We start from the raw sequence: 18,636 nt of genomic DNA, 5'->3' as shown, positions 1-18,636 counted from the left end.
TTGTGCCGTACCCGCGCCGGGGGATCGACAGGATCGATCATCGCGGGGTCTCGACAGGCGCGACCAGCGGGTGGGGGTCTCGACAGGCTCGACCAGTGGCGAGCTCAGCGGATGCCGGAGGACGTCCCGTACAACTGGGCAGTGCCATGGGCGTAGACGTCACGTTCCTCGGCGGAGAGGAAGGCGGCTCGGCCGCGCGGCAGGTCGAGCCTGGTGTGCCCGTCGTCCAGGACGCAATGTCCTTCGGTGACCAGCAGGATCCGGGCGGATCCGCGTCCGGGCACCCGGACGGCGCCGGTGGCGTGGTCGATGGACATCCGCCAGGCCTCGAACTCGCTGCACGGCGTCTCGTACTTGAAGACCCCGCGGCGGGTTCGCCGGGGCAGCAGCACGTCCGGCAGCCACGGGTCGAAGTCGACCACGGTGACCAGCTCGGAGACGTCGATGTGCTTATTGGTCAGGCCGCCACGGATCACGTTGTCGGAATTGGCCATGATCTCGACGCCGGTACCGCGCAGGTGCGCGTGCATCATGCCGGCCGGTACGAACAGTCCCTCGCCCGGGTGAAGCAGCAGCCGGTTCATCAGCAGCGCCGCCAGAATGCCCGGATCTGCGGGGAAGACGGCGTCCAGCTCAATGGCCGTCCGGGCGAACTCACCGACCTCACCGCCGTCGTCGCGATGGTGCATGGCAGCCGCAACGGTCTCGTTCACCAGGTGACGACGGTGCTCGTCCAGGCTCAGCACGTCGAGGAAGACCTCGGCCATGGCGGCCGGTCCCTTGCGTTCGGTGAGCGGTCCGATCACCGACTCCAGCTGTTTGGCGACCCCGAGGGCGGCGAACAACGCGGCGGTTTCGTGCGGATCGCGGAAACCGGCCAGGCTGTGAAACTCGTCGAGTGCGATCAGGATCTCGGGCTTGGGCCAGCTGTCCTTGTACGTCCGCTGCGGCGAGTCCAGCGGAATGCCGGCCCGGGACTCGCGGGAGAAGCCGTCGATCGCTTGCTCGCGGGACGGGTGCGCCTGGATGGACAGCGCGTGCCGCGCCGAGAGCAGTTTCATCAGGTAAGGCAACTGCTCGCCGAAGGCCTCGCGGCTGCGCTTGCCGAGCATCCGCGGGCCGGACGCGATGTGCTCGACCAGTGAGCCGCCGTCGATGGTCGACGGTGAAGAGGCGTGAGCGCCGAGCCAGTACTCGGCGATGGGATCATTGCCGGCCGGACGTCCGAGCAGAGTCGGGATGGCGTCGTGGGTTCCCCAGGCGTACCGCTGCACGGTTCCGCTGAGTGGCTGCATTCATCGTCCTTGGGGCGTCACTGGGGACGCCGTCGTGGGGTCCTGAGCACGTCTCACTCTAGCCGACGGCCCTCAGCCGGCCGGCGGTATCGCAGATCGGTGCACGCTGAGGGAATGACACCGGTGTGATTCCGACCTAGAATCGGGTGCATGTCGGACTCCGCCGCACTCGCCCGCTCGGTGCCGCCGCTCAGTGAGCGCGCCGCCGCCATCCTCGATTTCGAGAAGCAGTGGTGGTCTTTCGCGGGCACCAAGGAGGCCGAGATCCGCGAGCGGTTCGACCTGTCGGCACCGCGCTACTACCAGTTGCTCAACGACCTGATCGACACCGAAGAGGCGTTGGCTCACGATCCGTTGCTGGTCAAGCGGCTGCGTCGGCAGCGGGCGACGCGTCAGCGGGAACGCTCGGCCAAGCGCCTCGGATTCACCGTCAAGGTCTGAAAGCGCTCAGCGAGCGTCCGGAAGCCGGCGTTGCTGACCGGCGCCTCGCGATAGCCACCACGCTCCAGCCCGGCCGTCCGCTCGAACACGTTTCCGGACGCGACGTCGCCGGTCCGCAGCCAGGACCAGCCGGCGGCCAGCGCGTACAGCGGTAGGAACGGCAGCCCGCCGCACCACACGTACTGCCAGGCGTGGACGTCCTCGTGCTCCATCACCGTGGGGTTCCGGCCGATCAGCTCGTCGAAGCGCTGCGGGCTGATCACCACGTTGCCGACGGTGAACGCGCCAGCCGGCGGAAACGGGATCGTGTAGCCCTCGGCGAGGGTCAGCCCGCCCGGTCCCGGACGCCGTCGCGCCCGTCCGGCGGTGGCGATCAGCAGACCGAGCGGCGTGGACAGGTTGACCAGGTTGGCCAGCCGGCGGACGCGCTGGGCGCGGCTGAGCGAGGACATGGACGCAGTGTGCTCGTGCTCACCAGCCGCCGCCACCGCCGCCACCCATTCCGCCGCCCGAACTGCCGCCACCGGAGGAACCGGAGCTGAACGAACTCGACGAACTCGAGCGCCACGAACTGGACGAGCCGCCGCCAGAACCCCAGGAACCGCCCCGGTCGTCATCGCGCGAGGTCGCCCAGGAGTCGAAGACCTCGCCGACGCCGCGTCCGAGCCCGGAGACCCAGCCGTCTCCCCAGGCCGGGCGAGAGTCCCAGAAGGTGGCCGGCTGCGGGGTGCGCCGCTGGTACTCGGAGGCGTAGTCGGACCAGGCCAGCGCGAGCGCCAGGGCGGGCACCTGGCTGGCCCGTTCCGGCCGCTCCGGAGCGAGGTCGTAGCGGTTGCCCAATGCCTGCCGCCAGGTGTCCTCGACGCCGAAGACGATCGCGTAGGGCAGCAGCGGTTCGTACAGGTCGACCAGACTGCCGTCGTCCGGCCCGGAGACCCGGGGCGCGTCCACGGCGTTCTGCATCCAGGCGATCCGGCTGGCCTCGGCCATGGTGACGAAACGGTGCAGTCCGGCGAGCTCGTCACGCAACGTCCTGCCGGTGCTGGTCAGCCTGCCGAGCGTGGGGTAGTAGTGCGCCGCGGCGACGAGCAACAGCACGGCTACGGCGCCGCAGCCGAGGAACGGCCAGACCAGCCCGCTGAGGCCGAGCGCCAGCTGGAACCAGCCGAAGCCGATCAGCGCCAGGTAGCCGGTCACGAACAAGGTGGTGCCCAACCAGCTGGTGCCCCGCAGTCCGCTGTCCGCCAACAGCCGCTGCCGCTCCCGGGACGCCTCCGCGACGTCCGCGGCGGAGACGTAGCGCAGCGCGATCGAGCGGCCGTCGCCGAACAGTGCCGAGCAGATCCTCCGGACGCTTCGATCAATGCCGTCGACGTCGATCAACTGCACCCGTAGGTCGGCCCGGGCGGCCTCCCGCTCGCGGCGGGACAGCCGTCCGCGCGGCCGGGGCGCGGTGCCGATCGGCGCCTCGTCACTGGTGAGCGTGGCGTGCCCGGCCAGCACCAACTGGGTGAGCTGGGCGGCGGCTCCCCGTTCCGGCAGCCCGAGGAAGTCGGCGGCCAGGATCGGCTGGACCGCGGGCGGCGAATAGCGGATCTCGGCGTCCGGGCGGAGCAACAGGTTGCGCAGCCGCTGCCGGCGGACCAGCAGGGCGATAAGCAGCACGACACCGGCCACCACCGGCATGCCGACGACGCCCAGCCAGCCCAGGCTCCCCATCGCGCCGGGAACGGTTTCGGCGACGGTGCCCTGCCGGAAGCCGACGGCGAAAGTCAGGTTCTCGCGCGGGGCGAGGGCGACCGCGTCGGTGCTGAATGTGTCACCGCTTCGGGTGATCCCGCAGGACCGGGTCGATCCCGCCGGGCCCTGGTAGCAGGCCTGTTCACCGAGCAGGTTCCCGGCCAGCTCCGGCGCCACGTCGAGGGTGGCCTGGACCCGTCCGAAGCGCTGCTGCCAGCCGGTGCCGTTGACGTCGAGGTAGATCTCCTGACGGTCGCCGGCCTGCACCATCGCGTTGCCGATGGTGTAGCGGATGACGTAGTCGACGCGTCCGTAGACGTAGGTGCTGGCCCGCCCGATCCGCAGCACGATGTCGCCATCGGATTCGGTGCGCCGGGTGAACGGGATCGACGCGCCGGTGGGACCGGTGACCTTGAAGTCGGCGAGCTGGATGCTCACCCCGCGGTACTCGGCGTCCAACCGGCGTTCGATGCCGCGGTTGACGTTGCGCCGGGGGAAGTCGGCGGTGATCCGCTCGGTCACATCGATCGCCAGCCGGTCGGCGCTGCGCCGGGCCTGGTAGTGCGCGACAAAACTCGGGATGCTGAACTGATTGGTGTCGGACGCCGGGACGGCACTGCCCCGGACGGAGTCGATGGCCAGCGGCACGATCATCAGCAACAGCCAGCCGAGCGGGTAGGCGATCCAGCGCGAGGTCTTGGCGAACACGCGCCCAGGCTAAAGCCTGCCCAGGCCGCCTCAGCTGCTCCGAGGCGCAGTGGCGCGTCCCCCGGATGCTCGGCCTTGGCGACTCCCGGGCGTCAAGGAGACAGACCACGGCAGAGCACTACTGTTCGCACCAACGGCGTTCGGGATGGAGCACAGATGGACATGAGCGAGGCTGAGATCGTTCGGCTGCTGAGGGAAACTGTGCGGCAACAGCGCATCTGGCTGGTCGTCGTGGTGGTCGGCGCGATTGTCCTGGTGATCGCCGCGATCGCGCTGCTGCCCGCCGGCACGAAACTGGGTGCGCCGGTGGCGTTGGCCGGAGTCGGCGTCTTCCTGGGCGTGCTGATCACCGCGCCGCAGCGAAAGCTGCTGGCGAAACTCGGGCTGACCCGCGAGCAGGCCGCCCAGTTGCTGACTCGGGCCGACGTCGCCGGCCTTACCCCGCAGCAGCTGATCGAGCGCCACGCCCGGCGCCGGAGGACGTGGCGCCTGGTGACGGCCGTCGCCTCGGTGATTGCTGTGATCGCGATCGGCTACTTCTTTTCGCAGGCGGGCAGGACGGTGGACGACAACGTGCCCAGCTCGCGTCCGACCGCACTGTTCGGGTTGTCGTTCTTCGCCGGCGCCGGTGCGGCGATCACCGCGATCGTCGGGTTCGTCCAGCTCTCCGCCATCGCCACCGTCGATCGTGCGAGGGCCGACCAGGGTGGCCAGATCACACCGTGACTCTTTGCACTCGGCACCCCCGAGTGCTAAACATGGTGTTAGCACTCTCCCCATGAGAGTGCTACCTGGTCAGATCGGTGAGGCCACCCGGCCGTCCGTCGCGGGCATCGACGCTGACCTACCACCCTGACTAACCGTGGGGTCGAGCGCCCCACCGATGCGAAGGATTGCCTGTACCGATGGCAAAACTGATCGAATTCAACGTCGAGGCGCGCCGCGGCCTCGAGCGGGGCATGAACACCCTCGCCGACGCGGTGAAGGTGACGCTGGGCCCGAAGGGCCGCAATGTCGTGCTGGAGAAGAAGTGGGGCGCACCCACCATCACCAACGACGGCGTCTCCATCGCCAAGGAGATCGAGCTGGAGGACCCCTACGAGAAGATCGGCGCCGAGCTGGTCAAGGAGGTCGCCAAGAAGACCGACGACGTCGCCGGTGACGGCACCACCACCGCGACCGTCCTGGCTCAGGCCATGGTCCGCGAGGGTCTGCGCAACGTCACTGCCGGCGCCAACCCGATGGGCCTGAAGAAGGGCATCGAGAAGGCCGTGGCCGCGATCGTCGAGCAGCTGGCCGCGCAGGCCACCGACGTCGAGACCAAGGAGCAGATCGCTGCCACCGCGTCCATCTCGGCCGCCGACACCACCGTCGGCGAGATCATCGCCGAGGCGATGGACAAGGTCGGCAAAGAGGGCGTGATCACGGTCGAGGAGTCGAACACCTTCGGGCTCGATCTCGAGCTCACCGAGGGCATGCGCTTCGACAAGGGCTACATCGCTCCCTACTTCGTCACCGACCCCGAGCGCATGGAGGCCGTCCTGGACGACCCCTACGTGCTGATCGCGAACAGCAAGATCTCCTCGCTGAAGGACCTGCTGCCGGTGCTCGAGAGGGTCATGCAGTCGGGCAAGCCGCTGCTGGTCATCGCCGAGGACACCGACGGCGAGGCGCTGGCCGGCCTGATCGTCAACAAGGTCCGCGGCACCTTCAAGTCGGTCGCTGTCAAGGCTCCCGGCTTCGGCGACCGTCGCAAGGCCATGCTGACCGACATCGCCATCCTGACCGGCGGCCAAGTGATCTCCGAGGAGATCGGCCTCAAGCTGGACGCCGTCACTCTCGAGCTGCTCGGCCGGGCTCGCTCGGTGCTCGTCACCAAGGACGAGACCACCATCATCGAGGGCGCCGGCGACTCCGACCAGATCGCCGGCCGGGTCAACCAGATCCGCAAGGAGATCGAGAACAGCGACTCCGACTACGACCGCGAGAAGCTGCAGGAGCGGCTGGCCAAGCTGGCCGGCGGCGTTGCCGTGATCAAGGTCGGCGCGGCCACCGAGGTCGAGCTGAAGGAGCGCAAGCACCGGATCGAGGACGCCGTCCGCAACGCGAAGGCGGCTGTCGAAGAGGGCATCGTCCCCGGCGGTGGCGTGGCGCTGCTGCAGGCCGCCAAGCAGGTTTCGCTCGGCGACCTCACCGGTGACGAGGCCGTCGGCGCGCAGATCGTGCTCGGCGCGTGCTCGGCCCCGCTCCGGCAGATCGCCGGCAACGCCGGCCTCGAGGGCGGCGTCGTGGTCGAGAAGGTCGCCAACCTGCCGGCCGGCCAGGGCCTGAACGCGGCCACCGGCGAGTACGTCGACATGCTGGCCTCCGGCATCATCGACCCGGCCAAGGTGACCCGGTCGGCGCTGCAGAACGCGGCGTCCATCGCGGCCCTGTTCCTGACCACCGAAGCGGTCATCGCCGACAAGCCGGAGAAGGCTCCGGCCATGCCGGCCGGCGGCGACGGCGGCATGGGTGGCATGGACTTCTGAGTCACCCGCCACACCTGGCAGCCAAGGGGTCGGACGCTTCGGCGTCCGGCCCCTTCGGCGTCCCGGGGCACCCGACCTGCTGTCCTCGACCGCCTGCTGCCCGAGTGGCCGGGGTCGGCGTGCGGATTCCGTTGGCATCCGCGTGCCGGGTCGGTCGGCGCCGAGATTCTTGCGTATTGGCTCGGAGGATCCGGGCGTCCACTCACTCCCGCGGAAGAATCAGCGTATTGAGCGCATCCGGGTGAGCCGGAAACGCTCGTTTCGCCGCGAGACTCGGAGCTACGCCGCACGCGCCCGGTCATAGCGCCTGATTCTGCGCGCAGCAACGGCGAGCGCTCGGTCGGGGGTGCCGGAACGGACGGCGCGGGAATATTGCCGGGGCGGATCGGGCTGGAACAGGGGTGAGTGAAACCGAGGACGCCGTGGCCACCCGCAGCAGTGTCGGGTTCCGGTCCGACCGGGGACGCGTGCTGATGGCGTTGATGCTGACCACCGGGCTGATCGCCATCGACGCGACCATCCTGGCCACCGCGGTGCCGTCGGTGGTCAAGGAGCTCGGTGAGTTCGAGCAGTTTCCGTGGCTGTTCTCGGTCTACCTGCTGGCCCAGGCGGTGTCGGTGCCGATCTACTCCAAGCTGGCCGACACGGTGGGCCGCAAGCCGATCATCCTGGTCGGCGTCGGGTTGTTCCTGCTCGGCTCGGTGCTGGCCGCCCTGGCCTGGAACATGGGTTCGCTGATCGTCTTCCGGGTGATCCAAGGGCTGGGCGCCGGAGCCAGCGCCCCGATGGCGATGACCATCGTCGGTGACCTCTACAGCGTCGCCGAGCGTGCCGTCGTCCAGGGCTACATCGCCAGTGTCTGGGCGATCGCGTCCGTGGTCGGGCCGGCGCTGGGCGGGGTCTTCTCCCAGTTCACCTCGTGGCGCTGGATCTTCGGGGTGAACATCCCGCTCTGCCTGCTCGCCGGCTGGGCGCTGCTGCGCTTCTACAACGAGCGGGTCGAGCGCCGACGGCACCGGATCGACTATGCCGGTGCCGCGCTGCTCACCCTGGGCCTGACCGCGGTCATCCTGGCGCTGCTCGAAGGTGGCAACGCCTGGTCGTGGACGTCGGTGCCCAGCCTGGCCAGCTTCGGCGTCGGGTTCGCCGCGCTGATCGGCTTCGGCTTCGTCGAGCGCCGAGCCCCCGAACCGATCCTCGATCTCGCGATCCTGCGGCGTCCGCTGATCCTGATCACGACCGCGTTGTCCCTCGGGGTGGGCGCGCTGCTGATCGGGATCACCAGCTTCGTGCCCACCTACCTGGAGAACGCACTCGGCGTGGTGCCGCTGGTGTCCGGCGCGGCGGTCGCGGCGCTCACCCTGGGCTGGCCGCTCGCGGCGGCCATCGCCGGCCGGATGTACCTGACCCGCGGCTACCGGACGACGGTGCTGTGGGGCAGCGTGGCCGCCCTGGTCGGCTGCATCGGGCTGGCCATCAGCGGCCCGTGGCCGAATCCGTGGACGGTGGCCGCGGTCTCCTTCGTCGCCGGCTTCGGACTGGGTTGGATCGCCGCGCCCTCGCTGATCGCTGCCCAGGCGTCCGTGGACTGGAACGAGCGCGGCGTGGTCACCGGGATCAACATCTTCGCCCGCTCCGCCGGCAGTGCGGTCGGCGTCGCCGTCTTCGGCGCCATCGCCACCAATGTGATCGCCGCCGGACGCGGTGAACACGATTACGCCACCATCGTGTCGGCCTCCACCTGGGTGTTCATCGCCGTGGCGATCGCCGCCGCCGCCACGTTGCTGGCCGGTCTGGGCATGCCCCGCGGCGGGGTGGACGCCGAGGCGTACTCGACCGCGACCGGCTCAGCCTCGCGCGGCTGAGCCTCGCCCGCGTGTCCGCGGATCCGGCCGGGCCGGTGGCGTCCATGATGGGGCTCATGAGCGGGCTGCTCGAAGTGATCGCCCTCCACGCGCCGGACGCCGAGCGTGCGGAGGCGGGCGGCGCCGACCGGATCGAGCTGTGCGGCACCCTGGACGACGGCGGTTTCTCCCCGGAGCCGGCGCTGGTCGAGAAGGTGCGGGCAGCGACATCGGTGCAGCTGCGGGTGATGGTCCGGCTGCGGACCGGTTTCGGCACCGACGGCGGCGAGGCCACCCGGCTCAAGGGCCTGATGGCCAGCTACGCGGACGCCGGCGCGGACGGCATGGTGCTCGGCTTCCTCAACGGCCTCGGCGAGGTGGACGCCCAGGTGGTCTCCGAGCTGATCGCCGATGGCGATTGGCCGTGGACCTTCCACCGGGCGATCGACTCCTGCTTGTACCCGGACCGGGGCTGGGCGCTCCTGCGGCGGCTGCCGCGGCTCGACCAGGTGCTCACCGCCGGATCACCGCGCGGACTCGGCCACGGCCTGGACGACGTGCTGCAGCGGGCGTCCGACCCCTGGCAGGCGGGGGTGATCATGGCTGGCGGCGGGCTGCATCCCGATCACGTCCCGTGGCTGACCCGAGCCGGAGTGCGGGCCTTCCACATCGGCACGCCGGCCCGTCCGCAGGGCTCGCTGAAGGCCTACGTGGACGCCGACCTGGTCCGCTCCTGGCGCAAGCTGATCGACACCGAGATCGGGCATGCCGCGGGCCACCGCTGATTGAGCTCTGCCGAAATCGGTCAGGACGGGGGTCTCGACAAGCTCGACCAGCGACCAGCCCGGCCGGCGAAACGCCTAGTCGGCGGGCTCCAGATGGACGAAGGTGACGGTCCCGGGCAGCACCCGGCCGACCTCGTCCTCGACCTGATCGGCCAGATCGTGGCTGCGGCGCACAGTCCATTCCCCAGGGACGGTGAGCGTCGCCTGGACGAAACGCTGCCGTCCGGATTCGCGGGTGCGCAGGTCGGTGAGGTGTACCCGGGGGTCGTCGGTGAGCGGCACCAGCGCCTGCTCGATGATCGCCACCTCGTCCGGCGGCAGGGTGGCGTCCAGCAGCCCGACCACCGAGCGGCGCACCAGCCCGACGCCGGTGAACACGATGTTGATCCCGACGCCGAGCGCGATCAGCGGGTCGAGCCAGACCAGATGGGTGGCGGCCACCACGCCGATCCCGGCCAGCACGCCGACCGACGTCCAGACGTCGGTCATCAGGTGCTTGCCGTCGGCCTCCAGAGTGATCGAACGGTGCCGGCGTCCGGCCCGGATCAGGATCAGCCCGGTGACCAGGTTGCCAACGGACGCGAGCGCCGCCAGCACCACACCCATTCCGACGCTCTCCAGCGGAACGGGGTTGACGAAGCGGTTCACGGCTCCGACGATGATCGCCGCCGCGGCCACCACGATGAGCGTTCCCTCCACCGCCGCGGACAGGTATTCGGCCTTGCCGTGACCGAAATCATGGTTGTGGTCAGCGGGCTTCGCCGACAGTCGCATCGCCCACAGCGCGACCCCGGCGGCGAGCAGGTTGACCGTCGACTCCAGCGCGTCCGACCACAGGCCGACCGAGTTGGTGACGACCGCGGCGACCGCTTTCAACGCGACCGTGACCACGGCGGTGGCCAGCGAGAGCCAGAGGAAACGTTCCAGGTACCGATGGTCGGCGGGTGCTGCGGGTGCGGTCATCGTCCCTCGGGATCGGGGAGGCCGGCCCAGTCGTCCGGCGAGCCCGCCCAGTCTAGGGCGACCCGCCGCCCGAGTTCGGCGGCTTCCACGGTGGATTCCTCGACGACGCCGTCGTCGGCCGGCCACCGTTCGGGGTGGTCGTCGAGGGCGACCAAGCGCGCGATGGTCACCGGCCAGACCGGTTCGGCCCAGCCGACCAGCCCAGCCAGCGGCAGCCAGTCCCAGCCGCCGATGGTGAGCTTCTCGTCGTCGGTGAAACCGGAGGTGTCCAGGTCGAACGGCTCGGCCACCCGCAGCAGGTAGAACAGCTCGGACTGGCCGAGCACCTGGTCGCTGTAGCCGTGGACGACGAACCGCTGCATCAGCGGGCCGCGCAGGGCGTCCGGCGCGACCCGCAGACCGGTCTCCTCGGCGAGCTCGCGGACGGCGGTCTGCCGCGGTTGCTCACCGGGGTCGACGCCGCCGCCCGGGGTGATCCACCAGTGCACCCCCGGCACCCCGGGATCGCTGTCCCGGAGCATCAGGACGTGGCTGCCATCGGTGACGATGACCCGCACGGCGCGACGGCTACGCACCGGCCGGGCCTCGGGCGGCACCGCAACGTAGTGGCGTTCCCGGAACGGTTGGCTCGTCACCCGGGAATCTCCACCCGGGCCACCGGTTCCAGCAGTTCGTCGAGCACCTCGAAGGTCACCGGGCCGCGGGCCACCTCGAACGCGACCTGGCCGGTGTTGTCCTGCCCGGCGGTCAGGGTCTTCATCGTGAGCTGGTTGTCCAGGGCGGCGCCGACACTCATCAGCTCCCGGTTGCCGCCCGGCTCGCGGACGGCGGTGAAGAACGGCCCGGACGTGACGGTGCCGGAGACCCCCTCGAAGCGGACGTCCACCACCAGGTACATCAGGCCCTCGTCGGGCGCGAGGATGCCGTTGTCCACCCAGCTCGCCCGGGTGACCACGACGCGGGCATCGCCGCCCCGGGTGCGGTAGTGGATCTGCTGGCCGATGCTGCCGCCGGTGACCTGCGAGCTCGTGGTCGGCTCAGGGCTGGCCGGCGTCCGCTGCACGCTCGGTGGCGCGGTGGCCGGGATCGGCGCGGGGCTGGCCGGCTGGGCCGTCGGCGTCGAGACCGGCGCCGGGGTGGCGGGCAGCAACTGCCAGGCCAGCAGGCCGAGGGCGACGGCCACCACCACGGTCCCGACGATCAACGCGGCCCGGACGCCGGTGCGCCGCGGCGGCTGACTGCCTGGGGGCGGACTCCAGGCCCCCGGCGTGCCTGAGCCGGGCGGTCCCCACGGCGCCGGAGGGCCGGCCGGGCCGGGGGATCTGGCGGGGCCGGGAGATCCGACTGGGGCGGGCGCGCCGGGCGGGAACGGACCGCCGGCGGGGGAACCGAACCGGGCCGGCGGCACGTTCGCCGTCCGGGACTCGTCGGAGGGACGGTCGAACTCGGGCTGACCGGGTCCGGGCCGGCCCAGGCCGGAGGATGAACTCATCTCTGTGCCAATCCACTAGGGCCGTTGCGGCCGCTCGTTGGCGCGGATGCCGGCGCCCACCTGAAGCATGACGACGACCGGCAGGATCCAGCAGGCCAGCTGAGCCCAGCCGGCCACGACGTCCCACGCGGTGGACAGGTCGAAATCGTTGTTGAGCAGGCTGAACGCGGCGATCAGCGCGAGCAGTCCGCCCACCCACAGATAGCTGCGGCGGACCTGGCCCGGGCGGTACTGGACGCGGCTGGCCAGGAACCCGGACAGCACGATCATCATCACCGACAGCGGGCTGAGCAGCGCACCGACCAGGAGCGGGATGATCGCCCCCGGTGTCGCGCCGCGCCACATCTGGGCCACCGACACCGTCTGGTTCGGCGGCTGCCAGCGGGCCTGCGGCGGGGGAGCGAACCAGTCCGGAGTGCCCGGCTGCGGAAAGGACGGCGCGGCCTGCTGGGGTGGCGGGAAGTTGAGCGCCGCCGGCGGCGGACCTTGGGCCGGTGCCGGGACGGCCCCTGCGGACGACGCGTCGTGGCCGGGACGGGCGGCGGCCGGGTTGCCCAGCGGTTGGTCCGGCGTCCAGGTGGGCACACCGGCGGCACCATCGGCCGCGCGCGCCGGACCCCAGACCGACCCGGTGGTGATCTTCGAACTGACCGTGCTGAACTCCAGCCGGGGGTCCCGGGGCGGCAGGCCGGCGGCCGGCACCAGCGCCTCCAACGGAACCACCGGGACCTGCGGCGGCTGCCACCAAGGCTGCGCGATGGGAGCACCGGCGGCCGGGTCCGGAACCGCCGGCGGCGCTTCCAGCGGCTCCGCCGCCGGGGCCTGGAAGGCGTCCGGGCGGTCGAGCGGCGCGTACTCGGGGCCGTCCGTCCAGTTCGCCATGCGGCTCATGATAGTCACCGGCGCACGCTCGCACCGCGGTCCGGATGCCGCGGAAGGAGCGGTTCGATAGGCTGATGGCCGCGGTTCACGGCGCCGTCCATTCGGCGTATCCGCATTCGGTTTGAACAGGAGAAGGTCATGCCAACAGGCAAGGTTCGCTACTACGACGCGGAGAAGGGCTTCGGCTTCCTCGCCAAGGACACCGGTGGCGACGATGTGTACGTCCGGTCGTCAGCGCTGCCCGCCGGAGTGACCAGCCTGAAGCGTGGTCAGAAGGTCGAGTTCGGCATCGTCGACGGCAAGCGCGGCGAGCAGGCGCTGAGTGTGCAGTTGCTCGAGGCGCCGCCCTCGCTGTCGAAGGCGTCCCGCAAGTCGGCGGACGCGATGGCGGTGATCGTGGAGGACCTGATCAAGATGCTCGACGGGATCGGCAACGGTTACCGCCGCGGCCGGCATCCCGATCCCAAGGCGGCGGGCAAGCTGGCATCGGTGCTGCGCGCCGTCGCCGACGAGCTGGAGCTCTGAGCGTGCCGGCGGCCGAGACCCTGGATCGCGCCTGTCTGGACGCGGTCGAACTGGCGCGGACGGCTGCCGTCCAGCGGGCGGGCGTGATGGGGGTGGGCGAGCACCGCGGTGCCCTCGCCGAAGGGACGCGGGTCGTCACGCATCTGTTCGAGTGTCCCCATCCCGGCTACCCCGGCTGGTCCTGGCAGGTCACCGTCGCCCGGGCGTCCCGGGCCAGGGCGGTGACGGTCAGCGAGGTGACCCTGCTCCCCGGTGCCGACGCCCTGCTCGCGCCGGCCTGGCTGCCCTGGTCCGAGCGGATCGGTGCCGGGGACCTGTCCCCGGGGGTGATCATGCCCACCCCCGACAACGACCCCCGGGTCGAGCCGGGTTTCACCGCCGCCGACATGCCGCCCGATATGGAGCCGGCGGAGTGGTCGGCCACCCGGGCGGTGGTCGCCGAACTCGGCCTGGGACGCGAGCGGGTGCTGTCGCCGGAAGGCCGCGACGACGCAGCCGAGCGCTGGCTGGCCGGCGACGGCGGCCCGGACAATCCGATGACCGCCCAGGCGTCCGGGGTGTGCGAGACCTGCGCCTACTTCGTGGCATTGACCGGATCGCTGGGCCGGGTGTTCGGCGTCTGCGCGAACGAGTACACCCCCAGCGACGGCCAGGTGGTCAGCCGAGACCACGGTTGTGGGGCGCACTCCGACACCGTCGAACCGAGCCGTGGCGAGCAGCTGCCGGCCCCGGCTTGGGACACCCTGACCATCGAATCCAGCATCTTCTAGGATCCGGGCACCGGTCTGCTGTGCACCGTGCCCTCGACGGCCGAAGGGCGATTCCGGTTATCGTGTGCCAGCGGCACCCTTGAGGCGAAGGAGCATCACATGTCCGAAACTGCTCGACTCGAGATCGACGGAAACGTCTACGAACTCGACACCTTCGTGGGAACCGAGGGCGAACGCGCAATCGACATCTCCAAGTTGCGCGCCAGTACCGGCTACATCACCCTCGACGACGGATATGGAAATACCGGATCCTGCCGCTCGGCGATCACCTATATCGACGGCGACGCAGGCATCCTGCGCTATCGCGGCATCCCGATCGAGAACCTGGCCGGCAAGTCCTCCTTCGTCGAGACCGCCTGGCTGGTGATCTTCGGCTCGTTGCCCACCGTTGAGGAGCGGGACCGGTTCTCGGCTCTGCTGGGCGATTCGGCGATGATCGACGAAGTGATGCGCAAGCACTTCCACGCGTTCCCGCAGACCGCGCCGCCGATGGCGATCCTGTCGGCGATGATCAACACCCTCAGCGCCCATGACCACGGCGTCATCCAGATCGACGACGACGCCGGCATGGAGCGAGCCGCGGCGGTGCTGATGTCCAAGGTCCGCACCATCGCGGCGGCGGCCTACAAGGCGTCCGTCGGCGAGCCGCTGGTGTACCCGCGCTACGACCTCAAGTACGCCGAGAACTTCCTGCACATGATGTTCTCGGTGCCGTACCGGAACTACGAGCCGACCCCCGAGGTCGCCGCGGCACTGAACCTGTTCCTGATGCTGCACGCCGACCACGAGCAGAACTGCTCCACCTCGACGGTGCGAATGGTGGCGTCCTCGAAGGCGAATCTGTTCGCCAGCGTCGCCGCCGGCGTGTGCGCTCTGTGGGGACCCCTGCACGGTGGCGCGAATGTCGCGGCGGTGCAGATGCTCGAGCAGATCCGCGACTCGGGAATGCCCGTCTCCGAGTTCGTCACCAAGGTGAAGAACAAGGACGCCGGGGTCAAGCTGATGGGCTTCGGGCACCGGGTCTACAAGAACTTCGATCCGCGCAGCAGGATCCTGAAGAAGGCCGTCGACGACGTGCTGGCCCAGCAGGAGAAGACCGATCCGCTGCTCGACATCGCCCGTGAGCTCGAGGCGGCGGCGCTCGAGGACGACTACTTCATTCAGCGCCGGCTCTACCCCAACGTCGACTTCTACTCCGGCATCCTGCTGCGGGCCATCGGCATTCCGCTGGAGATGTTCACCGTGATGTTCGCGATCGGCCGGATGCCGGGTTGGATCGCCAACTGGAAGGAACTCAACGACGACCCCAAGGGCCGGATCTACCGTCCCCGGCAGATCTACACGGGCCCGGTCGGCCAGGACTGGACGCCGCGCGGCGAACGCTGATCGTCGCTGGTCGAGCCTGGCGGGATCCGGGCACTCAGCGCAGCCGGCGTCGGCGCAGGATCAGCAGCACGGCCAGGGCGAGAATCCCGATGCCGGTGCCGACCGCTGCGGTCGACAGCCACCAGCCCTTGTCGATCGCGACCAGCGCCGGCAGCTGCCACCAGCAGGCCAGCGCGCCGATCGCGAAGACGATGGTGCCGAGGCCGACGATCTGGACGCCGTGGGGGTCGAGGGCCTTCACCGGAGCCTGCAGGGTGGGCAGGTGGGGCTCGTGGTCGTGACTCACGTCTCAACTGTAGGACGCCGCCGTCCGTCCTGGTGAGACTCCCGAACTCGGCCCGGGCAGCGACCGTAGGTTCTCTGCATGGTCAACAGTTCCTCGCCGCCGGCCTCGACCGGCACCCGGACGCCGTCCGGGCTGGATGCGTTCTTCGAGATCACCAAGCGTGGTTCCACCATCGCCCGGGAAGTGCGCGGCGGACTGGTCACCTTCTTCACGATGGCCTACATCCTGGCGCTGAATCCGCTGATCATCGGCACCGCCACCGATGTGAACGGATTGTTGCTCTCCGGGTTGCCGAAACTGGACGCCGCCGGTCAAGTGATCGGCGTGAACGTCGCCACCTCGATTGCGATGGTGGCCGCCGCTACCGCTTTGATCGCCGGCCTGATGACGATCCTGATGGGGGTCTACGGACGGTTTCCGATCGGTCTGGCCACCGGCCTGGGGCTGAACGCAGTGCTGGCCTATGTGCTGGCGCCGCGGATGACCTGGGCCCAGGCGATGGGCCTGGTCGTCTGGGAAGGGGTGATCATCACCATCCTGGTGCTGACCGGCTTCCGGCAGGCGGTGTTCCGAGCAGTGCCACGGTCACTGCGGACCGGCATCTCTGTAGGCATCGGCCTGTTCATCGCCTTCATCGGCCTGGTGGACGCCGGGGTGGTGCGCAAGGCGGCCGGGACCCCGGTCGAGCTGGGTATCGGCGGCTCGCTGCAGGGCTGGCCGATCGGGATCTTCCTGATCACCTTGGGCATCCTGGTGCTGCTCTTCGTCCGCCGGGTGAAGGGCGCCATGCTGATCGCCATCCTCTCCGGGACGGTACTCGCAGTGATCGTCGAGGCGGTGGCCCGGCTCGGCGCCCACAGCGCGACCGACAATCCCACCGGCTGGATGCTCAACGTGCCGAAGTTCACCACCTTCACCGCACCCGATCTCAGCCTGATCGGGAAGGTTGACCTGTTCGGCGGTTTCGCCGCGGCCGGCGGGTTCGGGGCCGGACTCGGGCTGGTGCTGATCGTCTTCTCGCTGCTGCTCGCCGACTTCTTCGACACCATGGGCACTGTGGTCGCGGTGGGTGCCGAAGGCGACCTGCTGGACGAGTCCGGCAACCCGCCGCGCACCCAGCAGATCCTGCTGGTCGACTCGATCGCGGCGATGGCCGGCGGGGTCGGGTCGGTGTCGTCGAACACGTCCTACATCGAGTCGGCGGCCGGCGTCGGCGAGGGTGCCCGGACCGGCCTGGCCTCGGTGGTCACCGGCTTGGCTTTCCTGCTCAGCCTGTTCCTGGCGCCACTGGTCAACATGGTTCCCTCGGAGGCGGCGGCGCCGGCCTTGTTCTTCGTCGGCTTCCTGATGATGTCGCAGGTCACCCAGGTCGACTGGGACGACCCCGAGGACGGCATCCCGGCGTTCCTGACCATGGCCCTGATGCCGTTCACCTACTCGATCACCGCGGGCATCGGCGCCGGATTCATCAGCTACACGGTGATCAAGCTCAGCAAGGGCAAGGCCCGGTCGGTGCATCCGTTGATGTACCTGGTGGCTGGGCTGTTCGTGATCTACTTCGCGCAGGGTGCGATCATCGGCCTGCTCGGCTAGGGAAGCTGATCAATGCGGGTCCTGCTGGTTGAGCTGTCGAAACCCGTCGCCAGAGGGTCTCGCCAAGCTCGACCAGCGATGGTCAGCGCTTCTCTAGGCCCGGTAGATGACGATCAGGTCGGGCGCGGGCCGTCCCTTCGCCGGCGCCGCCTGGGCGTAGTGATGGAACTGGGCAAGCCAGGCGGCGTACGGCTCGGCGATCGCCCGGTTGGGCGGCGACAGCAGCGGTAGCGCATTGCGCCAGGCCGCGGCGCTCTCGAGCGCGCTGCTGTGCGGGGTGTAACCGGTGGACAGGCCGCGGTAGGTCTGCAGCGGGACGCCGAGTTCGCGGTTGACCAGCTTGCCCAGCCCGAATCGCGGGTCGAGGCCCGCCCGGGCCAGATCGAACTCGAGATCGTTGAATCTGGTCACATCGAGTTCGATGCAGTGCCGGCTCCACGCGGTCGCCGCGAGATAGGCCTCGACCAGTCGCCAGGCGATGCCCTGCCGCTCGGGCGCGATGAACCGGCCCGCGAGCAGGTCGGCCACGTCTGACTCCAGCGGGGTGTCGGGCCGCAGCAGGACCGCGCCGGGCGGCTTACGGAACAACGGGCCGAGCTTGCCGAGCATGCCGGGCGCCTTCGGCGTGGTCTCGACCGGGAACTCCTTCGCCACCAGTTGGCGGAATTCGGCGGCCAGTGGCGGGGGGGCGCAGAACAGGTCGCGGACCTCGTCCACTCCGATCGCGTAGAGCCGCAACTCGCCCATGGCCCACAACGTACCCGTCACCCCGGGCGGCGACATAGATTTGCCTGGTGAATCCCCGAACCAGGCGTGTGATCGTCACCGGTGTGCTGATCGCTCTGGTGTTGCTCGCGCTGCTCGGAGCCCTCATCGCCTGAGCACACCGGAGCCACGCCCGAGCCTGCGTCCGGGTTCGCGAACCATCGTCTAGGCTGTCCGTCGCGTCCGTGGAAGGGAGTCCGATGCCGAGGCGAACGATGGTTCCTCGATTGCTTGCGGCCGCAGCGGCTTTCCTGGTGCTGGGGCTAGGCCTGGGACTGAGCGTGCCGGCGACAGGGCAGGCGGTGCCGCTGCCTCGCGCCACCACCGTCACAGCCAGCCCGCAGGCCTCACCGACGGCGTCACCGAATCCGTCCGAGGCCAATGACGACCCCTCCGACGATCCCGACGACGACGGCACCAATCCCATGCCGGTGCAGACCGGGACGTGGGTCGCGGTCGGTGCGGCGGCGGCGGTGGCGCTGCTTGCCGGCCTTGTCGTGGCGTTGCGCAAGCGCTAGCTAACGAAGCGCTGATCATCGCAGGTCGACCTTGTCGAGACCTGTGCCGGATGACCCGATACGCCACAGATCCGGACGTCGTCGCTCATCTTGCCGGGCACGTCCTCGCTCG

At 69.8% G+C, this 18,636-nt stretch carries 19 protein-coding genes; 10 read left to right on the top strand and 9 right to left on the bottom strand.

Annotated elements, in window-relative coordinates; translation table 11 throughout:
* Positions 1-104 precede the first annotated feature (104 nt).
* Positions 105-1,295 (bottom strand): mannose-6-phosphate isomerase, class I, encoded by a 1,191-nt coding sequence (gene manA / locus QM711_RS06595; RefSeq protein ID WP_415097515.1) that lies wholly within the window; start codon positions 1,293-1,295, stop codon positions 105-107.
* Positions 1,296-1,445: 150 nt separating this feature from the next.
* Here manA and QM711_RS06590 point away from each other — a divergent pair, with 150 nt between their 5' ends.
* The gene (locus QM711_RS06590) at positions 1,446-1,736 is read left to right on the top strand and encodes a DUF3263 domain-containing protein (RefSeq protein WP_415097513.1); all 291 of its coding nucleotides are present in this window, start codon (positions 1,446-1,448) and stop codon (positions 1,734-1,736) included.
* Here QM711_RS06590 and QM711_RS06585 read toward each other — a convergent pair.
* Both QM711_RS06585 and QM711_RS06580 read right to left on the bottom strand, forming a co-directional pair.
* A complete protein-coding gene (locus QM711_RS06585) occupies positions 1,688-2,188 on the bottom strand; it encodes a hypothetical protein (RefSeq protein ID WP_415097511.1) in 501 nt (166 codons plus the stop codon). The genes QM711_RS06590 and QM711_RS06585 overlap by 49 nt on opposite strands.
* Before the next feature lie 19 nt (positions 2,189-2,207).
* A complete protein-coding gene (locus QM711_RS06580) occupies positions 2,208-4,184 on the bottom strand; it encodes a DUF2207 domain-containing protein (RefSeq protein ID WP_415097509.1) in 1,977 nt (658 codons plus the stop codon).
* A 156-nt stretch (positions 4,185-4,340) separates the two neighbouring features.
* On the opposite strand from QM711_RS06580, the gene QM711_RS06575 reads away from it, so the two are divergent.
* From QM711_RS06575 to QM711_RS06560, 4 genes are all read left to right on the top strand, one after another.
* Positions 4,341-4,910: a hypothetical protein gene (locus QM711_RS06575; protein ID WP_415097507.1), complete on the top strand. Its 570-nt coding sequence runs from the start codon at positions 4,341-4,343 to the stop codon at positions 4,908-4,910.
* 179 nt (positions 4,911-5,089) lie between these two features.
* Positions 5,090-6,715: a chaperonin GroEL gene (gene groL / locus QM711_RS06570; protein WP_415097505.1), complete on the top strand. Its 1,626-nt coding sequence runs from the start codon at positions 5,090-5,092 to the stop codon at positions 6,713-6,715.
* Between the two features lie 401 nt (positions 6,716-7,116).
* Positions 7,117-8,580 (top strand): MFS transporter, encoded by a 1,464-nt coding sequence (locus QM711_RS06565; RefSeq protein ID WP_415097503.1) that lies wholly within the window; start codon positions 7,117-7,119, stop codon positions 8,578-8,580.
* 56 nt (positions 8,581-8,636) lie between these two features.
* Positions 8,637-9,344, top strand: a complete 708-nt coding sequence (locus tag QM711_RS06560; RefSeq protein ID WP_415098623.1) for a copper homeostasis protein CutC — start codon at positions 8,637-8,639, stop codon at positions 9,342-9,344.
* 75 nt (positions 9,345-9,419) lie between these two features.
* Here QM711_RS06560 and QM711_RS06555 read toward each other — a convergent pair whose 3' ends face one another.
* The 4 genes from QM711_RS06555 to QM711_RS06540 are packed head-to-tail and all read right to left on the bottom strand — an operon-like array spanning position 9,420 to position 12,681.
* The gene (locus QM711_RS06555; RefSeq protein WP_415097500.1) at positions 9,420-10,307 is read right to left on the bottom strand and encodes a cation diffusion facilitator family transporter; all 888 of its coding nucleotides are present in this window, start codon (positions 10,305-10,307) and stop codon (positions 9,420-9,422) included.
* A complete protein-coding gene (locus QM711_RS06550) occupies positions 10,304-10,942 on the bottom strand; it encodes an NUDIX hydrolase (RefSeq protein WP_415097498.1) in 639 nt (212 codons plus the stop codon). The genes QM711_RS06555 and QM711_RS06550 overlap by 4 nt, the downstream gene beginning before the upstream one ends.
* Complete coding sequence (locus QM711_RS06545) at positions 10,939-11,799, bottom strand: hypothetical protein (RefSeq protein WP_415097496.1); 861 nt, start codon at positions 11,797-11,799, stop codon at positions 10,939-10,941. Before QM711_RS06545 ends, QM711_RS06550 begins: the two co-directional genes overlap by 4 nt.
* A 15-nt stretch (positions 11,800-11,814) precedes the next feature.
* Positions 11,815-12,681, bottom strand: a complete 867-nt coding sequence (locus QM711_RS06540) for a hypothetical protein (RefSeq protein WP_415097494.1) — start codon at positions 12,679-12,681, stop codon at positions 11,815-11,817.
* A 138-nt stretch (positions 12,682-12,819) separates the two neighbouring features.
* Here QM711_RS06540 and QM711_RS06535 point away from each other — a divergent pair, with 138 nt between their 5' ends.
* The 3 genes from QM711_RS06535 to QM711_RS06525 all read left to right on the top strand — a co-directional run bounded on the left by QM711_RS06535 (position 12,820) and on the right by QM711_RS06525 (position 15,362).
* Entirely contained in the window at positions 12,820-13,206 is a 387-nt protein-coding gene (locus QM711_RS06535) for a cold-shock protein (protein WP_415097492.1), read from the top strand.
* A 2-nt stretch (positions 13,207-13,208) separates the two neighbouring features.
* Positions 13,209-13,976, top strand: a complete 768-nt coding sequence (locus QM711_RS06530; protein ID WP_415097490.1) for a DUF3027 domain-containing protein — start codon at positions 13,209-13,211, stop codon at positions 13,974-13,976.
* A gap of 99 nt (positions 13,977-14,075) precedes the next feature.
* Positions 14,076-15,362 carry a citrate synthase gene (locus QM711_RS06525; protein ID WP_415097488.1) on the top strand — a complete coding sequence of 429 codons (1,287 nt, stop codon included), beginning with the start codon at positions 14,076-14,078 and terminating at the stop codon, positions 15,360-15,362.
* A 34-nt stretch (positions 15,363-15,396) separates the two neighbouring features.
* Here the strand turns inward: QM711_RS06525 and QM711_RS06520 are convergent, their stop codons facing one another.
* A complete protein-coding gene (locus tag QM711_RS06520) occupies positions 15,397-15,648 on the bottom strand; it encodes a DUF2530 domain-containing protein (protein ID WP_415097486.1) in 252 nt (83 codons plus the stop codon).
* Positions 15,649-15,726: 78 nt separating this feature from the next.
* On the opposite strand from QM711_RS06520, the gene QM711_RS06515 reads away from it, so the two are divergent.
* The gene (locus QM711_RS06515; RefSeq protein WP_415097484.1) at positions 15,727-17,241 is read left to right on the top strand and encodes an NCS2 family permease; all 1,515 of its coding nucleotides are present in this window, start codon (positions 15,727-15,729) and stop codon (positions 17,239-17,241) included.
* Positions 17,242-17,334: 93 nt separating this feature from the next.
* Here the strand turns inward: QM711_RS06515 and QM711_RS06510 are convergent, their stop codons facing one another.
* Complete coding sequence (locus QM711_RS06510) at positions 17,335-17,988, bottom strand: hypothetical protein (RefSeq protein WP_415097482.1); 654 nt, start codon at positions 17,986-17,988, stop codon at positions 17,335-17,337.
* A gap of 218 nt (positions 17,989-18,206) precedes the next feature.
* Here QM711_RS06510 and QM711_RS06505 point away from each other — a divergent pair, with 218 nt between their 5' ends.
* The gene (locus QM711_RS06505; protein WP_415097480.1) at positions 18,207-18,524 is read left to right on the top strand and encodes a hypothetical protein; all 318 of its coding nucleotides are present in this window, start codon (positions 18,207-18,209) and stop codon (positions 18,522-18,524) included.
* Positions 18,525-18,636 lie beyond the last annotated feature (112 nt).

This window comes from Micropruina sp., assembly GCF_047602385.1.
Taxonomy (GTDB): domain Bacteria; phylum Actinomycetota; class Actinomycetes; order Propionibacteriales; family Propionibacteriaceae; genus Micropruina.
The sequence above is the reverse complement of the archived record's forward strand: the minus strand, read 5'-3'. Positions and strand labels throughout refer to the sequence as shown.